Genomic DNA, 16,292 nt, shown 5'->3' on the forward strand with positions numbered 1-16,292 from the left:
CCATGACGCTCCACACCTCCACCCGTCGTACCGCCCCGGTCGCCGTCGGCCTCGCCCTCGTGGCCGGCCTCGCTGGCTGCTCGGCACACGGCGACACGCACCCCTCGCCCTCGTCATCCCCGTCCACGTCGGTCACGACGGCCGCGGCCGTCACCTGCCCTGACGGCAAGGCCGTGGTGACCGAGGACGACGCAGTCGTCCGACTCGACGGCTCCTGCAGCTCGCTCGAGATCCGAGCGTCGAAGACGCAGGTCACCGCGGGGCGCGATCTCGACACGATGACCGTGTCCGGCAAGCTCAACTACGTGCGGGTCGAGGCGGTCGGGGCGGTCTCGTTCGACGAGGACTCCGAGGGCAACCGCATCGTCACGCCGTCGCAGCCCCAGGTCGACGACCAGGGGCGGTCCAACGTCGTCGCCCCGGCGCCCGAGGGGTACTGACCCATCTACGAGACACGAAGCGGGGCTCGGCTGGTCAGCCGAGCCCCGCTTCGTGTCTCGTAGAACGTCACACCAGTGCGGGCACGTCCTCGCGCAGACACCGGTCGATCCACGTCTGCAGGTCCGCAACACCGGCACCGACGGACCACCGCGGCGTCCACCCCAGGCGAGCGGCAGCGTCCTCGACGGTGCACGACGCCGCGCGGACGTCGCCGTCCCGGTACGCGCCTGTGATGCGCGGGGCCGGAGCGCCGTGGAACGCCGCGATCCGCTGCGCGAGGTCGAGGATCGTGGTCGCCACACCGGACCCGACGTCGATCGGCGCGCCCTCGACCTCCGGGCCGCCCGTGACCGCCGCGGCGAGCGCACCGGCCACGTCCTCGATGTGCACGAAGTCGCGGACGATCGCACCGTCCTCGTAGACCGGGATGGAGTCACCGCGACGCGCGAGCTGCGAGAACAGCGAGACGATGCCCGTGTACGGATTCGTCAGCGACTGGCCCGGCCCGTACACGTTCTGCAGCCGGAGGACGGCGAGACCCACACCGCGAGCAGCGCACCACGCACCCAGGACGTGCTCCTGAGCGAGCTTCGTCGCGCCGTACACGCTCGTCGGTGCCGGCACGGTCCGTCGTGCGTCCGAGGGCATCGAGGTCGCGCCGGCATGGTCCCACGCCCCGGCCTCGAGCTGGTCGTGCGTCCGCTGCCCGGGGCGGACCACGGCACCGGACACGGTGTCGAGCCAGTCGCCCTCGCCGTAGACGGCGCGGCTGCTCGCGAGCACGATGCGGGACGGGAGGACACCGTGACGGCCGAGGGCGTCGAGCATCACGGTCGTCCCACAGACGTTGACGTCGGCGTGACGGGTCGCCTCGTCGAGGGACTGGGCCGTCCCGGTCTCCGCAGCGAGGTGGACCACGACGTCCGGTCGCACCGTCGCGAGCAGTGCATCCCATGCATCGGGATCGGTGACGTCAGCGACGACGAGCTCGGCAGCCGGGTCGAGCGCGTCCGGGCGTCGGCGCTCGGCGTGCACCTGCGGGTGCAGGGCGTCGACCGCGATCCACCGCGCCGACGTCGGGGCGAGCACGCGGGACAGCGCACAGCCGATGAAGCCTGCTCCGCCGGTCACGAGCACGATGGGTCGGGTGGTGGTGGGTCGGGTGGTCATCTGGTCCTCCTGGAGATCGTGGAAGTGGTTCGGGGGTGGTCGAAGAGGTCCCGCCATGCCTGGACGTGGGTGTCCGGAGCGTGCCGGGCGGCGTAGGCGTCGAGTGCTCCCCGCCGTAGTCGCGCGGCGAGACCGGGGTCGTCGAGGATCTGCCGGAGGTGTGCAGCGAACGCCGCGGTGTCGCCCGGCTCGGCGAGGAACCCCGTCACGCCGTGCTCGACGAGGTCCGCGATGCCGCCGCGGTCGAAAGCGACCACCGGAGTACCGCAGGCCATGGCCTCGACGATCGTGAGCGGCTGGGCCTCGTCGAGCTCGGAGGTGAAGGCCAGCACGGTCGCTCCGCGGACCGCCTCCCACTTGGCGGCACCGTACGCCGGCCCGTCGAGGTGGAAGCGGGAGCGGACGGCGGACCCGGCGACGATCGATCGGACCGCCGCGGCGGTGGCATCGTCAGCGACCGGTCCGACCATGCGGAAGTCGACGTCGTGGTCGGCGAGGTCGGCAGCGACGTGCGCGAACGTCTCGGCACCCTTCCCGGGCATCAGGTTCGACAGCCAGAGCACGGTCCGCCTGCCCTGGACCTGCCGCTCCGCCACGCTGACGGGCGGCACCTCCGCCGGGGTGTTCCGGATGACCCGGACCCGGTCGGTGCGCACGAACGGTCGGACATCGGCGGTCAGGGTCGGCCCGAGGCACACCACTGCCTCGGCTGCTCCGAGCAGGCTCCGGACCGCAGCGGCGCCGACCGCACTCCTCGCCGCGATCCGGCGGAATCCCACCGAGTGGATGGTCAGGACGACGGGGACCCGCACCGCTCGGAGCAGGCGGACGAGGACGACGTCGACGCAGAAGGACGCCGTCCTGGTGGTCGCGAACAGCAGCACGGCGTCGGGGCGTCGGCGGATCACCTGCCCTCCGAGTCGAGCGGCGAGACCGACGGCCGCGAGCATCTTGCGCACACCGGGGGCGCCGACTTCGTCGATGCTCCGGCTGAACCTCCGGTCCACCAGACGCAGCATCCAACCGTCACGAGCGAGCAGGTCGAGGGTCCGCTTCGTCATGAGCGTCTGGCCGTGCACGGGCGGCGGTACCTGGCTGAGGACGACGAGATCGGGGGCGAGACCGCGCGAGGGCGTCACGAGCGGGTCCGGGACGCGAGCTGACGGAGCACCGCCCAGAGGAACACCGCGTTGCCCACGAGGTACCGTCGCCACAGGCGTCGGGGTTCGGAGCAGAGGCGGAACAACCACTCGACACCGAGTCGTGTGGTCCACGCCGGGGCCTCCGCCTTGGTACCCGCGACGAAGTCGAACACCACCCCGACGCCGATCGCGAGCACCCCGACCTCGCGCGCCAGACGCCGGGTCTCGGCGTCCTGCAGCGGAGTGCCGAGGCCGACCCACACGATGTCCGGGTCCGCGGCGCGGATGTCGTCGTCCTGCGCGCGTTGCTCCTCGTCGGTCATCGGTCGGAAGTACGACTTGTGCGTCCCGACGATCAGGACTCCGGGGAAGCGTCGCTCGAGTTCGCGACGCATCATCTCGAGCACCTCGTCCGTGTTGCCGAGCAGGTAGTGCCGGACACCCCGAGCGCGCCCTCGATCCAGCACGTCCGGGAAGAGCGACGGCCCGCGCACCTGCGACAACCGCGGACCCGGTAGCAGTCGGGATGCCCACGAGAGCGGCTTGCCGTCGGGGTAGACGGCGGCCGACTCGATCAGGATCCGGCGGTACTCGGGGTCACGCGCGGCGAGCGACATCACGTAGGAGTTCGCCAGGTGCACGTCACCGGGGCGGCCGGCACGTGCCAGGTCGATGAGGTGTCCGACGGCCTGACCGCGGTCGGCCACGACCACCGGGATCCCGGTCAGTGCGCGCCTGGGGAGCGCGTCGAATTCGAGGGGAGCGTCTGCTGTCATATCAATATCATACGATATACTCACACGGTGCGACAGTTCCGATGGCCTCTCCTCGCGCAGGTGCTCCTCAGCGTGGGCCAGGTGACCCTGACACTCATCGGCACGACAGCCCTGCCGCCGGAGCGATGGGGAGCGCTCGCCCTGGTCCTCTCGGTGCACTACGTCGCGCTCGCCACCCTCGCCGGGGTCACGCAGCCGGTGCTGACGTGGTGCGCAGGAGACCCTGCCGCCGCCGACGCACACCGCACCACCGGCCTCCGCCTCCAGGTCGCCGCGGCACTGCCAGCAGCGCTCACTGTCGGCGTCGTCGCACATCGGCTCGCGCTGGGGTGGGGTGCCGCGGCGCTCGTGATGGCACTGCTCGGTGCCTCAGCGTGGAACGCCGCCAGGACCACCGAGCTCGCCAGCGGGCGGTTCCGCCGCGCCGCCGCCGGGGACGCCGTCCACCTCGCCGTCCTCGCGCTCGGTGCCACTGCCCTCGCGTCCGGCCCCCCGATCGGCGAGCGCACGCGGATCGTCGTCGTGACGGGCTCCCTCGCGGTCGCGACGTGGTCTGCGGCCGCGACCCTCCTGCTCCGTCACGCACCCGGGACGCACATCGCGGTGCGCACGTACCTCCGGACCGTCGGCCGGGACATCCCGTGGATGATGCTCGACGGGTTCCTGGTCGGCTGCGTCCCGGCAGCCGTGGTCACGATGGTCGGATGGACGAGCGGGCTCGTCGAAGCCGGTGCGGTGCGGACCAGCACGACCCTCGTCGCCGGACCGCTGCAGATGGCACTGGTCGCCGCGTCACCACTGCTCGTGGCCCGTTTCCGACGCGAGGCGGACCAGGCGCGGGCCGGGAACCGTCCGGACAGGAGGATCGACGCACTCCGTTCGCTCGGTTGGGTGACTGCAGCTGCGGCTGCGATGGCCGTGGTCGCCGGGATGGCCGCAGCGGTGGCACTCCCCCTCCTGACGGCGCCGGGTGCGTTGCTCGCCGACCTCCGCGTCGCGCCGGCACCGGCCGTGCTGCTCCTCGCGGTGGCGCTCTGGCTGGCGTCGACGACGACTGCGTTCATGCGCTACCGCCGGTCGTGGCGCGAACTCATGGCACTGCGGCTGGTCACGCTCGGAGCCTCGCTCGGCACGCTCGTGGTCACCCTCACCGCCCTCGGCACCCCGGTCCCGGTCGCGATCGCCTCGACGGCCGCGCCCTGGCTGGTCCTCCCCTGGTTCCACGCCGTCCTGCGGTGGCGTCCTGTCGCCCCGACCGTGTGAGGTTCGTCCTCGTCCAGGTGACGCACCGGAGACGACGACGATCACACAGGGGAGGTCACGACGATGGAGGGCGGCACCGACCGGCACCGCCCTCCGCCATCATCGTCACTCGCCGGCGGAGCGCACGATCTCTCGCAGGTCCCGACGAGCCCGCCAGCCGAGGAGTCGTTGCGCTCGTGCGGGGTTCGCGACCATCGCCGCCGGGTCACCCACGCGCCGGTCGACCACCCGCGCCTCGGCCGCGGCCCCGGTCACCGCTCCGATGACGTCGATGACCTCGCGGACGGAGGCCCCCCTGCCGGTACCGATGTTCAGGGCGTCGTCGCCCGTGCGGTCCGATCGGAGCGCATGCACCGCTGCGACGTGGGCATCTGCGAGGTCCTCGACGTGGACGTAGTCACGAACGCAGGTGCCGTCCACGGTGGGGTGATCGGCACCGAAGACCTGAGCGGGCTCGCCCCGTCGGACCCGGTCGAGCACGATCGGGATGAGGTTGGCCGCAACGCGGTCCCGCAGGTGCCGACCGCCCGCGCCGGCGACGTTGAAGTAGCGCAGCCGGAGGGCGCGCAGCCCCCAGGCGCGTGTGGCGTCCTCGATCGCCCACTCACCGACGAGCTTCGAGCGACCGTAGGGGTTGATCGGGCGACAGGGTGCGTCCTCGTCGACGCTCTCGCTGTCGACGTTCCCGTAGACGGCGGCCGAGGACGAGAACACCAGGTCGCGCACCCCCGCTCGCCGCATGGCCTCGAGCACGTGCACGACCCCGAGGACGTTGACCCGGTAGTACCGCTCCGGGTCGGCGACGGACTCACCGACGTCCTTCAGCGCGGCCAGGTGCACCACGCTGTCGACCCGCTCCTCCTCGAGCACCGAGGCCAGTGCCTCGGAGGCACCGGCGCCGGCAAGGTCGAGTCGTGCGATCGGGACGTCGACGCGGTCGGCGAATCCCGTCGACAGGTCGTCGACCACGACCACGCGGTCGCCGCTGGCGAGCAGCGCCCGCACGACGTGCGCACCGATGTACCCGGCGCCGCCGGTGACGAGCGTGACGCTCATGCTCGCGACCCCGGTCGCGCGGGACCACCGACGACCAGAGCCGACTGCACCTCTGCCGCCGGCTCCGTCTCCTCAGCTCCGTAAGCGGCTCCGTAAGCGCCGTAGCGGTAGGGCTGATCACCCTCCGTCGGCCGTACGAGCGTACCGATCGACCCGATCACGTTCGCGCCCACCCCGCGGAGCGTCCGCATCGCCGCCGCGACCGTCGTGCGGCTGACCCTGCCGTGCGGAACCGCGAGCAGCACCGAAGCGAAGCGGCTGAGGACGGCGGCGTCGGCGACGAGCAGCACCGGTGGCGCATCGATGACGACGTAGTCGAAGTGCTGCTGCAGCTCGTCGACGAGCGCACCCATCGCCGGCGACCCGAGGAGCTCGGACGGGTTCGGTGGCACGGGGCCGGACGGCAGCACGACGAGGCCCTGGCGCCCCCACGGCTGCAGGACGTCCGACAGCTCGAGTCGTCCGATCAACAGGTCGCTGAGTCCGGCAGCCCCCTCGAGCCCGAAGCGCTCCGCGACCTGCGGGCGACGGAGGTCGCTGTCCACGAGGGCGACACGCGACCCGGTCTCGGCAAGGGCGAGCGCGAGGTTCGCCGCACTGTAGCTCTTCCCTTCCGACGCACCGGCGCTGGTGACGACGAAGGTCGCCCGCCCTTCCGGGAACCGGACGAACTCGAGCGCCGCGCGCACCCGACGGACCGCCTCTGCCGCCGCGCTGCGCGGGTCGTGCTGCAGGAGCAGGGGACGGACGGGTGCTTCGGGGTCGTGCAGGATGCTGCCCAGGTAGGGCACCTCGGTCGCGTCCTCGATCGCGGCGACGCTGCGCAGCCGGGTGTCGAGCACCTTGCGCAGGACGGCGGAGCCGACGCCCACGGCCGTCCCGAGCACGAACCCGGCGACGATGACCGGGACCGGGCGGGGAGCGGTCGGCGCCGCGGGGGCGATGGCGGGAGCGATGACCGTGCTGGAGACGAGCGGGCGGTCGCCGTCACGCGCAGGCTCGAGCTTCGACGTGAGGACATCGCCGAAGGCGACGGCGATCGCGTTCGCCGTCTCCGCCGCCCGTGACGGGTCGGAATCGGTCACCGCGATGTCGAGCAGCGCCGTCCCGTCCTTCGTCGTGGCCGTCACGCGCGTCGCGAGGTCTCGGGCGGACTCGTCGAGGTGCAGCTCGTCGATCGCGCGCTGCAGCACGAGCGGACTGGCGGCGACGCCGGCGTACGTCACGGCGGCCTGCACGGCGAACGAGTTGCTCTGCGTGAGTTCACTGGCCACCGCTCCGTCGCCCGCAGACGCCGAGATGTAGAGCCGCGTCGACGTCGTGTACTGCGGTGTGACCACCAGCAGGAACGAGCTCGCCGCCGCGATGCCGAGCAGCGCGGTGCAGGTGATCACCAGCCACGAACGACGAAGCAGCTGCAGGTACTCGACGAGCGACATGGAGGCCTTCCTGTTCCGATTTCACATGTCAGTATATCAGAGCACAGTCGAACGGCAGGGCGATTCGGTAGGGTCGACCCCGTGCGATGGAGTCGAGTGGGCTGGCCCGGGGTCGGGTACGTCTCCCTCGAGGACGTCGAGGGCTACGCCGAGCACCTCGCCCGTCTGGTCACCGATGCACCCCCGTCCGTCGCCGCCCTCGCGTCCGTGACGTGGAACGAGGCCCGCATCGCCGAGTGGCACGAGACCGAGACGACGACGCCGACCGGCACCCCGGACACCGCCGGCATCGACGAGGCGCCGACCCGCACGGTCCGGGCCGTCGTGGTCGTCCGGACCGACGAGGTCCTCGACACCCCGGACGGCCTCTGGCGCCGCTGGAACCACGCCCGTGTGACGCTCGAGTTCCACCGCGCCGTCCTCGAGCCCGCGGACACCGCAGCGCTCGCGGTCCTCGCCGGCGACGTCCAGGTCTCCCGCGGCGAGATCGCCCACGTCGACGCCGACGTCTGGGAGCTCCGCCTGCTGCTCTCCCCCACCGGCGAGCTCGCGGTGCACTTCCGCGACGTGGTGATCGAGGTCCGCCCCGTCGCCGAGTCGGCGTGGTCCGACCTGGAGGCACGCCCCACCCACGGCTGGCACGGCCCGGTGCCGGACGGCTGGCTCGAGTGGGCCGCCCCCGCGGTGCGCGCTGCGGGTCACGGGGACGTCGGCGGGCTCTCGCTCGAGCTCGACGGGTTCGGCGCGGACCCGACCGGGATCGACGAGGTCGACCCGCGCTGGGGCTTCGCCCCGCTGCACGCCGCCGCCTGGTTCGACCGGCGCGGGACGACGGAGGCGCTCATCGAACGGGGCGCGGACGTCACGGTGCTCGACGCCGAGGACCGGACGGCGCTCGACATCGCCCGCGAGCGCGGGTCGCGCAAGGCGGAAGAGGTGCTGCTCGCCTGGTTCGACGCGCACGCCTTCGGCGAGGCCCACGTCGCCGACGATCCCTCGAGCGACGAGGCGACCCGCTGATCGAGGGGCCCATGGACGGACTGGAGGCGGGGGGGCCCCGGGGCCCCCCCCCCCCCCCCCGGGGGGGGGGGGGGGGGGGGCCCCCCCGCCCCCCCCCCGCCGCCCCCGCCGCCGTCACCGGCCCCCCCCCCCACGGCAAAGTCGGCGCGGGGGGGGGGGTGCGGGTCGGGGGGGCCCGGCCCCCGCCCCCCCCGGGCCCGCCCCCCCGCCCCCCCGCCCCCGGGGGGGGGGGGGGGGGCCCCGCGGCCCCCCCGCCTCCAGTCCGTCAGGGGATCGCGTCAGTCGCGACGCGTCTCGAGCGCGTTCGCCTGCGCGACCTTCCCGTACCAGCGCGCCGAGTCCTTCGGCGTCCGTGCGAAGGTCTCGCGGTCCCACGCGACGAGCCCGAAGGTCGGGCGGTAGCCGGAGGCCCACTCGTAGTTGTCGAGGAGGGACCAGTGCTGGTAGCCCAGGACCTCGATGCCGTCCTCGATGCAGCGGTGGATCCCCTCGAGGGCGCCCTGCGTGTACGCGACCCGGCGGGAGTCGTCGGCGGTGGCGATGCCGTTCTCGGTGATCATCAGCGGCACGTGGCCGGAGAGCTCCCACGCGCTGCGGAGCCCCTCGGCCGACGCCTCCGGCCAGAACTCCCACCCGGTGAGGGTCGTCTCGACGTCGTCCGCGACCGGCACCGGACCGGAGGCACCGATGAAGGTGCGGGTGTACGCCTGCACGCCGAGGAAGTCGTCGCCCGCGGCCTGCTCGAGGTACCAGTCGTCACGCGGGTAGCCGTACTCGCGGAGCATCTCCTCGGAGCCGGGCTCGCCGTTCGCGCGGAACGCCTGCGTGGCGATGGTCCAGCCGGACTGGAGCCCGGCGACCTGGGACAGGACCTCGCGGGACCGCTTGTGCGACGCGAGCAGCTGGTCCGCCACGTGCAGGTCCGGGTTCGGCAGGCCGTAGGCGACCAGGTTGGCGGCGTCCTCTCCCCCGGCGAGCATCGCGGCGATGTTCGGCTCGTTGATCGTGCAGACGTAGCGGACGCCGTCCTGCACGACCGGCAGCGCGGCCTCGGTGTAGCGGGCGAAGAGGTCGGCCGCGTCGTCGGCGCGCCAGAAGCCGTCGCGCTCGAACCAGCGCGGCACGGTGAAGTGCATGAGCGTGACGATCGGCTCGATGCCGGCCTCGTGGCAGGCCTCGACCATGCGGCGGTAGTGGTCGACCTCGGCGCGGGAGACGTGACCGCGCTCGGGCTCGATGCGTGCCCACTCGATGCTGAACCGGTAGGAGTTCAGGCCGAGGTCGGCGGCGATGCGTATGTCCTCGCGGTAGCGGTGGTAGCTGTCCGCGGCGTCGCCGGAGGGCTCGACGATGGTGGTGTCGGGCTCGTGCTCGTGCACCCACCAGTTGCTGTTGACGTTGTTGCCCTCGATCTGGTGGGCGGCGGTGGCGGCACCCCAGAGGAAGCCGTCGGGGAACTGCAGCGTGGTGATGATGGGTCCTTTCAGTGCTGCGACGAGTCAGTGCTCGTCAAGAACGAGTCGAAGAGCGCGATGGTCGCGGTCGGGTTCTCGACGTGGGGGCCGTGGTAGCTCGTGGGGACGACCTCGTAGCGGGCGCCGGTGTCCTCCGCCATCTGCCGCTGCCACGGGATCGGCCAGGCACCGTCCCACTCGCCGTGCGCCACGAGGACGGGGAGCCCGGTCGCGCGGAGCTCGGCGGACGAGTCGGTGTGGTCCTCGAGGATGTGCCCGCCGGCGACGACGCTCAGCGAGCTCGTGGCGTCGAAGCGGTCGCGGACCATCCGGGCGTCGTCGGGGAGTTCCTCGTCGGGTCGGTACGCCCAGAGCGGGTTCGTCGCGTCGAACAGCTGGCGGAGGTTGCCGTCGGTGTCGTGCAGGATCGTCAGCTCGGTGACCTTGCGGTAGGGCCAGCCGTACGGGCCGGAGCAGAACTGCACGAGGGACCGGAACGACTGCGGCGAGGCGATGGCGGCCTCGCGGGCGATGACCCCGCCGAGCGAGTGCCCGATCAGGTGCACGGGCGCGCCGTCGTCGAGCAGTGCCGCGACCCGGACGACGTCGGCCGCTTCCTCGTCCAACGCGTAGTCGGACGGTGCGGTCGGTGCCGCCGAGTCCGCCTGACCGCGGCGGCTGATCGCGACCGCGGTCCAGCCGGCCTCGCGCAGGAGCGGCATGAAGGTGCGCCAGTCCTCCTTCGAGCCGGTGTACCCGGGGACGACGAGCACGACGCCCTTCGACGGTCCGGACGGGACCACCCGGTAGGCGGTGAGCCGCCCGACCGGCAGGTCGATGCCGACGACGTCGACGCCCTCGGGCGTGGGGAGGTGCCCGAAGGCCGGGACGGACGGGAACTCGTGCACCGTGGTCATGCGAGCAGTGTCCGCCTCGGGTTCGGTACCGCGTCCAGCAGCGCGACCGTGTAGTCGTCCTGCGGGTGCTGCAGCACCTCGGCCGTCCGGCCCCGCTCGACCACGGCGCCGTCGTGCAGCACCATGATGTCGTCGGTGATGAGCCGCGCGCTCAGCAGGTCGTGCGTGATGTAGAGGAGCGAGACGCCCCACTGCTCGCGCAGGTCCTCGAGCAGCGCGAGCACGCCGGCCCGCAGCGTCACGTCGAGCATCGAGACGGGCTCGTCGGCGATGATCACCTGCGGGTCGCTCGCGAGCGCCCGGGCGATGACGACGCGCTGCCGCTGCCCGCCGGAGAGCTGGTGCGGGAGCTTCTGCGCGAACTGCTCGACGGGGGTCAGGCCGACGGTCTCGAGGATCTCGAGCATCCGGCGACGGGCATCCCGCCCGCGGAGTCCGGTGTAGTTCGCGATCGGCCGGGACAGGATGTACTCCACCGTGTGCAGCGGGTTGAGCGCCGCGTACGGGTCCTGGAACACCATCTGCACCTCGGAGCGCAGGTCCTTGAGCCCCCGCCTCCCGAGCTTCGCCACGTCCGTGTCGCCGAAGCGCACCGTGCCCGAGGTCGGCTGCTCGACGCCGGTGAGCATCTTCGCGATGGTCGACTTGCCCGAGCCGGACTGGCCGACCAGGGCGAGCGACTGCCCGGGTTCGAGGGTGAACGACACGTCGCGGACGGCCTGCACGGGCTGCTCACCGCGGCGGGGCGCCGGGTACGTCTTCACGAGGTGGTCGACGACGATCGGGTTGCGGGCGGCGCTGCGCTCACGCGACCCGACGGTGGCGAACGACGACGTCGTCTCCTGGCGGGAGACCGACCGCTGCGTCCGATCGGGGAACCCCGGCAGCGACACGACCTCCGCGCGCGGGTCGGCGTAGTGCGACAGGAGCATCTTCGTGTACTCGTCCTGCGGGTCGCGGAGGACCTCGAGCGAGCGGCCGTCCTCGACGATCCGCCCCTCGTGCATGACGAGCACGCGCTCGGTGGCCTCGAGCACGATGCCGAGGTCGTGGCTGATGAGGATCGCCGTGAACCCCTCGGAGCGCTGCAGCTCGATGATCGTGTCCATCACCGCGTGCTGCACGAGGACGTCGAGCGCCGTGGTCGGCTCGTCGAACACCATGAGCTGCGGCTCGAGCGACAGCGCGAGGGCGATCGAGACGCGCTGCCGCATGCCACCGGAGAGCTCACCGGGGTACCGCGCGAGCATCGTCTCGGGCAGCTTCACCTTGCCGATCAGTTCCCGCATCCGGGCGTCCCAGCGCTCGCGCGGCACGTGGCCGTGGGCCTTGAAGACGTCGATGAAGTGGTTGCGGATCGTGCGCACCGGGTTGAGCGCGTTCATGCCGGACTGCAGCACCATCGCGAAGCCGCCCTGGCGCTGCTGCCGGAGTGCCTCGTCGTCGAGGTCGCGGATGTCCGCCCCGCCGAAGACGATGTTGCCGCCGTTGGTGCGCGCCGGCGGCTTCTGCAGCCGGGTCAGCGCGTAGCCGAGGGTCGACTTGCCCGAGCCGGACTCGCCGACCAAGCCGACGAACTCGCCCTTGCGCAGCTGGAAGGAGACGTGGTCGACGGCCTGGACGGCCGTCTGGCCGGCCGACTCGTAGACGACGGACAGGTCGCGGACGTCGAGCAGGACCTCGGCCTGGGTGCCGTCGGACGGGAGGCGCGTGGCGGTGCCGCCACGGGCCTCCAGGCCGTCGCTGGTTGCGCCGCTCATGCGGTGACCTCCTTGCGCTTGCGGCGCGCGCCCTCGCGCAGCCGCGGGTTGGACACGGCGTCGACGCCGAAGTTGATGAGGGTGAGGCTCATCGCCAGCAGGGCGATGCAGAGACCGGGGGCGAACAGCAGGATCCACTGGCCGGTGAGCAGTGCGTTCGAGTTCTGCGCCCAGTAGAGGATCGTGCCCCAGCTGACGATCGACGAGTCGCCGAGTCCGAGGAACTCGAGCCCTGCCTCGGCGAGGATCGCGCTGGTCGCCGCGCCGAAGAAGCTGCCGACGATCAGGGACGTCATGTTCGGCAGGATCTCGCGGAACACGATGCGCGTCGCACCGTCGCCGGAGAACTGCGCCGCGGTGACGAAGTCGCGGCTGCGCAGGGACTGCGTCTGGCTGCGCAGGACGCGCGCACCCCAGGCCCAGCCGGTGACGACGATCACGGCGATGATGACCGCGATGCCGCCGTTCTGCAGGTAGGCCGCGATGACGATCATGAGCGGCAGGCCCGGGATGACGAGGAACAGGTTCACGATGAAGCCGATGACCTCGGCGACCCAGCCGCGGATGTAACCCCAGCTCAGGCCGATCGCGACGGCGACGAGCGTGGACAGGAGGCCCGCGACCGCGCCGACGAGCACGGAGACCCGGGCGCCGTAGATCAGTTGGGAGAGGACGTCCTCGCCGGCGGCGGTGGTGCCCATCCAGTGCGCCCAGCTGGCGTCGGCGTTCCGCGCGAAGCCGTTCTGACTGCCGCCGTAGGGGGCGAGGAGCGGGGCGAACAGGGCGATGAGGACGAAGGTGCCGAGGATGCACAGGCCGATGCGGGCCTTCGTGTTGCTCCAGACGACGCCGAACTGTCGTCCTGCTGATCGGAGCTTGGAGGGGGCCTGCTGGTCGTTGTACTGCTGTTGCTCGTCTCGGGTCCGTACGGCGACGGTCTCGTTGGGTGTGCGCGTGTTGGTCATCGGCGCGTCCTCGGGTCCAGGACGCCGTACAGGACGTCCACGATGAAGTTGGCGATGAGCACCGACACGGTGATCATCAGGAAGAGGGCCTGCATGAGCGGGTAGTCCTGCCCGATCACGGCGTTGAACAGCAGGTAGCCGATGCCCGGGTAGCCGAACACCTGCTCGACCAGCACCGAGCCGCCGACCACGCCACCGAGCGCCAGGCCGAAGCCGGTCAGGTTCGGCAGGATCGCGTTGCGCGCGGCGTACCGGACGGCGACCGTGCGACCGCGGAGGCCGTTGGCCTCGGCGAAGGTGACGTAGTCGTCACCGAGGGTGTTGATCATCGCGTTGCGCATGCCGATGATCCAGCCGCCGAGGCTCGTCACGAGGATCGTCACGGCCGGCAGGACCGCGTGCCGCAGGACGTCACCGATGTAGGTGCCGTTCCAGCCCGGGACGCTCGTCGCGGACGACGCCCCGGTCGTCGGGAACCAGTGCAGGACGTAGCCGAGGAAGAACAGCAGCAGGAGCGCCGTCCAGAAGTACGGGAACGTCGACATGAAGCTGCCGGACAGGGTCGGGAGCGAGTCGAGCCACGTGCCGCGCTTCCACGCCGCAGCGACACCGATCAGCGTGCCGATGACGAACGCCAGGACCGTCACCGTGCCGACGAGCACGAGCGTGTACGGCAGTGCGCGGCCGACCAGGTCACCGACCGGTTGCGGGTAGAACGTGTAGCTCGTGCCGAAGTCGAGGGTGACGACCTGGTGCAGGTAGCTGACGTACTGGTCCCAGAGGTTGCCGCTGGGAACGCCGAGCTGGGCCTCGATGGCCTTCTTCGTGGCGTCGGTGACCGGACCGTTCTGGCTGAGCTTCGCGAGCGCCGCGTCGGACGGGCTGCCCGGCATGAGGCGCGGGAGCACGAAGTTCAGCGTGACCGCGGCCCAGAGGGTCAGGACGAAGAGGACGAGTTTCTGGAGGATGTACTTCACTTGCCCGCCTCCTTCTGCTGCGTCTTCTGCTCTTCGAGGATCTGCTTGCCTGCTGCGCTGTCACGGAGCCGGAGCTTCGTGAAGATGAGCAGCGGGGCGGAGTCGTAGTTCTGCGGTGCCATGTACGGGTCCTCGGCGCTCGGCCAGCCGACGAACTTGCCGGTGTTGAACTGGCCCCAGAGCCCGCCGTAGTACATGCCGATCACGGGCAGGTCGTCGTACACGATGGCCTGCAGCTGGTCCAGGATCCGCTGCTGCTCGGCACGGTCGGTCGTGCCGCGGTACTCGTCGAGGAGCTTCTGGGTGTCCGCGTTCTTGTACCGCTCGAAGTTGTTCACCGTCGACTTGCCGACGGGCTGGTAGAAGTCGCTCGACAGCAGCGAGTTGTACGCCTGGAAGACGTCGCCGTTCCCCATGCCGCCCATCGCCATGTCGAACTTGCCGTTGTTGATGTTCTGCTGGTAGCCGGCGGGCTGCGGTGCCTGGATCTGCACCTTCACGCCGATCTTCCCGAGGTCACGCTGCACCTGCTGTGCGGCACGGAGCCAGTCCGAGTAGCCGTTCGCGGTCATCAGGTTGATCTCGAGCTGCTTGCCGTCCTTGACGAGCTTGCCGCCCTGCTGCTCGTAGCCGGACTTCGCGAACTCGGCGAGGGCGCGGTCGGTGTCCTGCGTGATCATCCCCTTGTCGGGGATCGACGGGTCGAGGTACTGCTCCTGGTTCGGCAGGATCAGGCCGGTCTGACCCGCGGCGCTGAGGTTGCCCTCGGAGGCGGTCTCGGCGATGCCGTCGCGGTCGAGCGCGTAGGAGATGCCCTTGCGCACGTTGACGTCGTCGTACGGCGCCTTCGTCAGGTTCGGGATGAGACCGATCACGCCGCCGGCGGGGAACCACCACTGGTTCGTGTCGGACGCGGCCCCCCACGTGCCCTTGACGTCCGAGATGAACGAGTACGCCCAGTCGTAGCCACGCGTGACGGTGTCGAGCTGCGTGTTCGTCGCGGGGAGCACGAGGTGCTCGATCGCGATCTTGTCGGCCTGCCAGTACGTCGGGTTCTTGTCCATCGAGTACTGCTGGTCGGAGTAGTTGCCGAGCACGAACGGGCCGGTGCCGACCGGGTTCGGGTCGCGCCAGGTGACCGGGTCCTTCACCTTCCCGTAGTGGTGCTCGGGGAGGATGTAGGTCGCGCCGATGATGTTGAGGCTCGGGACGTCCTCGCCGTTGAGGTGGAAGACCAGGTGGTCGCCGTCCCGCTCGATGCGGTCGATGTGCTGCCAGGCACCCTTGACGTCCATTGCCGGGAACTTCTTGAGCAGGTCGAACGTGAAGAGGACGTCCTCGGGGGTGAACGGCGTGCCGTCGGACCACTCGACGCCCTTGCGGATCGTCATGTCGATCGTCCGCGCGTCGGGCAGCTCCCAGGAGCTCGCGAGCCACGGGGTGCCCTTGCCGTCGAGCGGGTTGATCTCGATGAGCGGCTCGTACATCCACTTGCTCGCGGTGCGGGCGTTCGGGATGTACGGGTTGAAGTTGCGGTCGAACAGTGGGTTGCCGCGGTCCGCGTTGATGAGCATCGTGTCCTTGCCGATGCTCGGGTCCGGCTGGGAGCGGACCTGGATGCTGCAGCCGGTGGCCACGAGGGCCACGACCGCGAGTCCGGCGATGGCGGCGGCGATGCGGCCGCGCCGGCGGGCGGGGGTGTGCGGCGCCGGTGGCGTCCGCCGTCCGTCCGGGCGCGGGTCGCGGTGCCCGCGCGTGCGCTGTGGGGGAAGCGTCATTGCTCGGTCGACCTCCGTGTCGAGTGGGTGCTCCGCCCAATGTATGCGCTTACATCGCGCTCCGCAACTGCGGTCCCTTCTGGTGGTCGCCACGACCGAGGGCCGTCCACGAGCGTTCCGGTCGCACGACATGC

14 protein-coding genes are annotated in these 16,292 nt (G+C 71.2%); 3 read left to right on the forward strand and 11 right to left on the reverse strand.

The features are described from left to right. Positions 1–2 precede the first annotated feature (2 nt). Complete coding sequence (locus tag JOD95_RS07140; RefSeq protein ID WP_209684146.1) at positions 3–440, forward strand: hypothetical protein; 438 nt, start codon at positions 3–5, stop codon at positions 438–440. A 67-nt stretch (positions 441–507) separates the two neighbouring features. Here the strand turns inward: JOD95_RS07140 and JOD95_RS07145 are convergent, their stop codons facing one another. From JOD95_RS07145 to JOD95_RS07155, 3 genes are read right to left on the reverse strand one after another with little or no spacing between them, the layout of a single operon-like run. Next, entirely contained in the window at positions 508–1,611 is a 1,104-nt protein-coding gene (locus tag JOD95_RS07145; protein WP_209684147.1) for an NAD(P)-dependent oxidoreductase, read from the reverse strand. Next, on the reverse strand, positions 1,608–2,750 hold the full coding sequence (locus JOD95_RS16660; RefSeq protein WP_209684148.1) for a glycosyltransferase family 4 protein: 1,143 nt from the start codon (positions 2,748–2,750) through the stop codon (positions 1,608–1,610). The genes JOD95_RS07145 and JOD95_RS16660 overlap by 4 nt, the downstream gene beginning before the upstream one ends. Then, entirely contained in the window at positions 2,747–3,529 is a 783-nt protein-coding gene (locus JOD95_RS07155) for a WecB/TagA/CpsF family glycosyltransferase (RefSeq protein WP_209684149.1), read from the reverse strand. Before JOD95_RS07155 ends, JOD95_RS16660 begins: the two co-directional genes overlap by 4 nt. A gap of 27 nt (positions 3,530–3,556) precedes the next feature. Between JOD95_RS07155 and JOD95_RS07160 the strand changes: the two genes are divergently transcribed. Beyond that, positions 3,557–4,792 (forward strand): hypothetical protein, encoded by a 1,236-nt coding sequence (locus JOD95_RS07160; protein ID WP_209684150.1) that lies wholly within the window; start codon positions 3,557–3,559, stop codon positions 4,790–4,792. A 105-nt stretch (positions 4,793–4,897) separates the two neighbouring features. Here JOD95_RS07160 and galE read toward each other — a convergent pair whose 3' ends face one another. After that, a complete protein-coding gene (galE, locus tag JOD95_RS07165) occupies positions 4,898–5,848 on the reverse strand; it encodes a UDP-glucose 4-epimerase GalE (RefSeq protein ID WP_209684151.1) in 951 nt (316 codons plus the stop codon). Further along, a complete protein-coding gene (locus JOD95_RS07170; RefSeq protein ID WP_209684152.1) occupies positions 5,845–7,287 on the reverse strand; it encodes a polysaccharide biosynthesis tyrosine autokinase in 1,443 nt (480 codons plus the stop codon). The genes galE and JOD95_RS07170 overlap by 4 nt, the downstream gene beginning before the upstream one ends. A gap of 81 nt (positions 7,288–7,368) precedes the next feature. Here JOD95_RS07170 and JOD95_RS07175 point away from each other — a divergent pair, with 81 nt between their 5' ends. After that, positions 7,369–8,307 carry a hypothetical protein gene (locus tag JOD95_RS07175; protein ID WP_209684154.1) on the forward strand — a complete coding sequence of 313 codons (939 nt, stop codon included), beginning with the start codon at positions 7,369–7,371 and terminating at the stop codon, positions 8,305–8,307. Between the two features lie 278 nt (positions 8,308–8,585). Here the strand turns inward: JOD95_RS07175 and JOD95_RS07180 are convergent, their stop codons facing one another. Genes JOD95_RS07180 through JOD95_RS07205 form a run of 6 tightly spaced genes read right to left on the reverse strand, consistent with a single transcriptional unit; the run spans position 8,586 to position 16,158 of the window. Beyond that, entirely contained in the window at positions 8,586–9,782 is a 1,197-nt protein-coding gene (locus JOD95_RS07180) for a glycoside hydrolase family 1 protein (RefSeq protein ID WP_374191727.1), read from the reverse strand. A gap of 8 nt (positions 9,783–9,790) precedes the next feature. Then, on the reverse strand, positions 9,791–10,678 hold the full coding sequence (locus JOD95_RS07185; protein WP_209684156.1) for an alpha/beta fold hydrolase: 888 nt from the start codon (positions 10,676–10,678) through the stop codon (positions 9,791–9,793). Continuing rightward, entirely contained in the window at positions 10,675–12,438 is a 1,764-nt protein-coding gene (locus JOD95_RS07190; protein ID WP_245171617.1) for an ABC transporter ATP-binding protein, read from the reverse strand. Before JOD95_RS07190 ends, JOD95_RS07185 begins: the two co-directional genes overlap by 4 nt. Beyond that, positions 12,435–13,403 carry an ABC transporter permease gene (locus tag JOD95_RS07195; protein WP_209684158.1) on the reverse strand — a complete coding sequence of 323 codons (969 nt, stop codon included), beginning with the start codon at positions 13,401–13,403 and terminating at the stop codon, positions 12,435–12,437. Before JOD95_RS07195 ends, JOD95_RS07190 begins: the two co-directional genes overlap by 4 nt. After that, positions 13,400–14,380 carry an ABC transporter permease gene (locus JOD95_RS07200; protein WP_066651916.1) on the reverse strand — a complete coding sequence of 327 codons (981 nt, stop codon included), beginning with the start codon at positions 14,378–14,380 and terminating at the stop codon, positions 13,400–13,402. Before JOD95_RS07200 ends, JOD95_RS07195 begins: the two co-directional genes overlap by 4 nt. Next, positions 14,377–16,158, reverse strand: coding sequence for an ABC transporter substrate-binding protein (locus tag JOD95_RS07205; RefSeq protein ID WP_245171618.1), 1,782 nt, complete (start codon positions 16,156–16,158; stop codon positions 14,377–14,379). The genes JOD95_RS07200 and JOD95_RS07205 overlap by 4 nt, the downstream gene beginning before the upstream one ends. Between the last annotated feature and the right edge of the window lie 134 nt (positions 16,159–16,292).

This window comes from Curtobacterium sp. 1310, from assembly GCF_017834105.1.
In the GTDB taxonomy this organism is placed as follows: domain Bacteria; phylum Actinomycetota; class Actinomycetes; order Actinomycetales; family Microbacteriaceae; genus Curtobacterium.

Coding starts and splice junctions, on each gene's coding strand:
- JOD95_RS07140 (WP_209684146.1), top strand. CDS start 3: ATGACGCTCCACACCTCCACCCGTCGTACCGCCCCGGTCGCCGTCGGC.
- JOD95_RS07145 (WP_209684147.1), bottom strand. CDS start 1,611: ATGACCACCCGACCCACCACCACCCGACCCATCGTGCTCGTGACCGGC.
- JOD95_RS07155 (WP_209684149.1), bottom strand. CDS start 3,529: ATGACAGCAGACGCTCCCCTCGAATTCGACGCGCTCCCCAGGCGCGCA.
- galE (WP_209684151.1), bottom strand. CDS start 5,848: ATGAGCGTCACGCTCGTCACCGGCGGCGCCGGGTACATCGGTGCGCAC.
- JOD95_RS07170 (WP_209684152.1), bottom strand. CDS start 7,287: ATGTCGCTCGTCGAGTACCTGCAGCTGCTTCGTCGTTCGTGGCTGGTG.
- JOD95_RS07185 (WP_209684156.1), bottom strand. CDS start 10,678: ATGACCACGGTGCACGAGTTCCCGTCCGTCCCGGCCTTCGGGCACCTC.
- JOD95_RS07190 (WP_245171617.1), bottom strand. CDS start 12,438: ATGAGCGGCGCAACCAGCGACGGCCTGGAGGCCCGTGGCGGCACCGCC.
- JOD95_RS07195 (WP_209684158.1), bottom strand. CDS start 13,403: ATGACCAACACGCGCACACCCAACGAGACCGTCGCCGTACGGACCCGA.
- JOD95_RS07205 (WP_245171618.1), bottom strand. CDS start 16,158: ATGACGCTTCCCCCACAGCGCACGCGCGGGCACCGCGACCCGCGCCCG.